The organism is Pontibacterium sp. (assembly GCF_041587635.1).
Classification (GTDB): Bacteria; Pseudomonadota; Gammaproteobacteria; order Pseudomonadales; family Balneatricaceae; genus Pontibacterium.
Map to the genome: position 1 here is coordinate 1 of NZ_JBFGYC010000460.1, position 3,283 is coordinate 3,283.

A 3,283-nucleotide genomic window follows, 5' to 3' on the forward strand; every position below is an offset into this window, starting at 1 on the left:
GCTGAAGTACACAAAGACACGCGTAATGAAATTCTCACGCAGTACCGCGTCATTGAGGCGCCCTTCCTCCTCTACCGGTAACGCAGGATTATTGGCCATCAGACGTGCGGCAAAAATACCGCTACCCGCTTCGTTTGGCATACCGTTGGGGTGATAGACCTTTACCCGTTCCATGCCACAACTTGGAGACCCTTTCATCAGCACATAACCACAGAGCTCGGGATGATGCTCAGTCACAAAATCAGCATGCTCGGCTAAACCATCAGTCGGATCCAAATCGGGGTTACGGGTGCCTAATGCTCGTGGATTAGCCGCATCACCCACTAAGCGAATGGGCTGACGAGGCGTCCCAAGGCCCGCAGCGACTTCCGGGCAAAAAGGTTTGAAATCAAAACACTCACTCAATACATTCAGGCAATATACAGAGCGTTTATGGCCTCCATCAAAACGTACTTTCTGACCTAGTAAACAGGCACTGATGCCTACAGGAATCGAAATTTTGGCGATATCGTTCATGTCGATGCTCTCCTGCACTCATTTATTCTTAAGCTTAAAAACCGGTCATCGGTTGCATCAGGCGACCTAACAGAGTTGTAAACTTGAGGGGTGCATCCGTTGCGACCAGACAAATACAATCTTCGGCACTATCCACTAAGGGCTGGTGTTCCACCTGATCATCCAGATCGGCAATATCACCCACTGCAAAACGACCAATCTCATCAGTAAAGGAACCACGCAACACCAGCGTCAGCTCATTGCCGTCATGACTGTGTGGCAGCATCGCTTTGCCAGGCGCTATCCGCAACAGACGCGATACCCCGCCACTTTGACACGGCAGATCAAAATAATAGACGCCGGGTACGATACGTTTCCAATCAATATCATCAAAAGACCCGCCGACATAACCCGCCAGTGGCGTGGGGACATCTGATTTCTCCGCATGCGACTGCGATGAGGCAGGTCTGACCGAGCGAATCTGCACAGTGTCGTCCTGAGCGTCAATTGCCGCCAGTACAGATGCCAAAGCATCATCACTCACCGAGGCGGGTGTAAGATTGTCCAACAACGCCCCTCCAATCGCTTCCGATTGTTGAGCCCTTGAACGGCACTGTGCGCACATCGCCAGATGGCAAGCGGTTACCAATGCCATCGCCTGAGACATAGATCCAGCGGCGTAACTTAGCAGGGTTGCTTCATCCAGATGATGACGGATGTTCATACTTCAGCCCTCCAGATCGTTTTCAACTTATCCGCAGCCAGACGGATACGGGACTTCACGCTGCCCAACGGGATACCTATGCGGTCAGCTATCTCCTGATGAGAACGTCCTTCGAAAAAAGACATATAAATAACCTGTGCCTGGTTCTCGGGTAAGGTTTTAATCGCTTCAGCCACGCGGTCAGACAGTACGCTCTGCTCCCCCGCATCGCCTTCATCTTCACCCGCGTGCCAATCTTCAAATTCGTATTCGGGGTACTTTTGGCGACGCATCCAGTCGATACTCTGGTTTCTTGCAAGCGTAAAGATCCAGGTACTCGCCGCGGCTTTCGACGGATTGTATAAGTGCGCCTTGTTCCAAACGGCTAACATCGCCTCTTGCATTAGCTCATCCGCCGTTGCATCAGTAAGCCCAAGACGAACAATGTACGCTTTAACTTTGGGAGCGAAGTGACTGAACAGCTCAACATAAACCGCCTTGTCACGGGTTTCAGCGAACTGTGCAAGCAAGCGCGTCCATTCCTGGCTAGCAGATTGATCTCTGTTTATAGTCACAACTTTTTCCACGTCATCTCCCGGCGGTTTGCTTTCCATATCCTCTCCTACGGTCCTTGTACATCACCGGATCAGTTTTATTTTCTATCAGGTCATAAAAGCCGCTAAATCCGGCCTCAAATTTTTTTGTGATCTTTTATGGTCTAGGCTGCGTAACATGAAACAACGTACTCATTATGGACGAAACCATGAATATCGCTGCAATACGCCCCCGAAAAATAGCTGTTGTAGGTTCAGGTATTACCGGCCTCAGTTGTGCGTGGCTGCTGAATAAAGCGCACGATGTCACCCTTTATGAGAAAGACGATCGTCTCGGCGGACATGCCCATACTGTCACCGTTGACGTCGGCGGCGACAGTGTGGATGTAGATACCGGATTCATTGTGTTTAATCCTGTGAACTACCCTAATCTCGTACAGCTGTTCAACACGCTTGGCGTTAAAACCTGTGACACGGATATGTCCTTTGCGATCTCTGTCAATCAGGGGGAACTGGAATACTCTGGCACAGGACTTAGCGGCCTATTTGCTCAAAAAAGTAACCTATTGAAACCATCATTTTGGTCGATGATCCGTGATTTACTGCGCTTCTACCGCGAGTCTGAGCGTATGGGGCATCAAGCGGATATTGAGATGTTGTCGCTGGGTGACTTACTCAAACAACACCGCTACGGGGACCGATTTATTTACGACCACCTGTTGCCAATGGGGGCCGCTATCTGGTCAACCCCGGTAGACCAGATGCTTCAATACCCCGCCAGCAGTTTCCTGCGGTTTTGCAGTAACCATGGTCTGGCTCAGCTGAAAGACCGTCCACAGTGGCGCACCGTGATCGGCGGAAGTCGTAACTATGTCAGCCGCATTGGAGAAGCTTTACAGGATCGCATTCGTCTCAACAGTCACATCCATCGTATTCTTCGACAAAACAATCAGGTCATTATTGAAGACATCCACGGGCGCCGCGAATACTACGATGACGTGGTGCTGGCGTGTCACTCTGATCAGGCACTGGGCCTGCTTGCTGAACCCACGGCGGAAGAACAACATTTACTGGGGCAATTTCCCTATTTGAGAAATCAGGCGTTTCTACATACCGATGCATCGCTGATGCCACAGCGGGAAACGGTGTGGTCCAGCTGGAACTATATGGCGGAACGCGGAGATGGGCGAGAGCATCAGGTCTCCGTGAGCTATTGGATGAACGCACTGCAGCCGTTGAACACCGAGCATCCTCTGTTTGTGTCACTTAACCCAAATAAAGAACCGGCTGACGGCAGTATCCTGCGCAGCTTTTTTTATGATCATCCGCAATTCAGCAACAAAGCGATGGCCGCTCAAAAGCTATTGTGGGGGCTACAAGGTCGTCAGAATACATGGTTCTGCGGTGCGTACTTCGGCTACGGTTTCCATGAAGACGGTCTTCAGGCAGGTCTCGCTGTAGCGGAACAGCTGGGAGGAATCCCACGTCCTTGGACGCTGGATAACCCCAACAGCCGTATCCATGTATCACC

The 3,283-nt window shown here is 50.9% G+C and carries 4 protein-coding genes; 1 reads left to right on the forward strand and 3 read right to left on the reverse strand.

Annotated elements, in window-relative coordinates:
* The 3 genes from ABYW01_RS17420 to ABYW01_RS17430 form a co-directional block, all read right to left on the reverse strand.
* On the reverse strand, positions 1 to 516 hold a 516-nt coding region (locus ABYW01_RS17420), incomplete at its 3' end, for a DUF523 domain-containing protein (RefSeq protein ID WP_372835197.1).
* Positions 517 to 550: 34 nt separating this feature from the next.
* The gene (locus ABYW01_RS17425) at positions 551 to 1,219 is read right to left on the reverse strand and encodes a ChrR family anti-sigma-E factor (protein WP_372835200.1); all 669 of its coding nucleotides are present in this window, start codon (positions 1,217 to 1,219) and stop codon (positions 551 to 553) included.
* Positions 1,216 to 1,812, reverse strand: a complete 597-nt coding sequence (locus tag ABYW01_RS17430; protein ID WP_372835203.1) for a sigma-70 family RNA polymerase sigma factor — start codon at positions 1,810 to 1,812, stop codon at positions 1,216 to 1,218. Before ABYW01_RS17430 ends, ABYW01_RS17425 begins: the two co-directional genes overlap by 4 nt.
* Positions 1,813 to 1,961: 149 nt before the next feature.
* Between ABYW01_RS17430 and ABYW01_RS17435 the strand changes: the two genes are divergently transcribed.
* Positions 1,962 to 3,283 (forward strand): NAD(P)/FAD-dependent oxidoreductase (locus ABYW01_RS17435; protein WP_372835206.1); only part of this gene is annotated, 1,322 nt, incomplete at its 3' end.

Coding starts and splice junctions, on each gene's coding strand:
- ABYW01_RS17430 (WP_372835203.1), bottom strand. CDS start 1,812: ATGGAAAGCAAACCGCCGGGAGATGACGTGGAAAAAGTTGTGACTATA.
- ABYW01_RS17425 (WP_372835200.1), bottom strand. CDS start 1,219: ATGAACATCCGTCATCATCTGGATGAAGCAACCCTGCTAAGTTACGCC.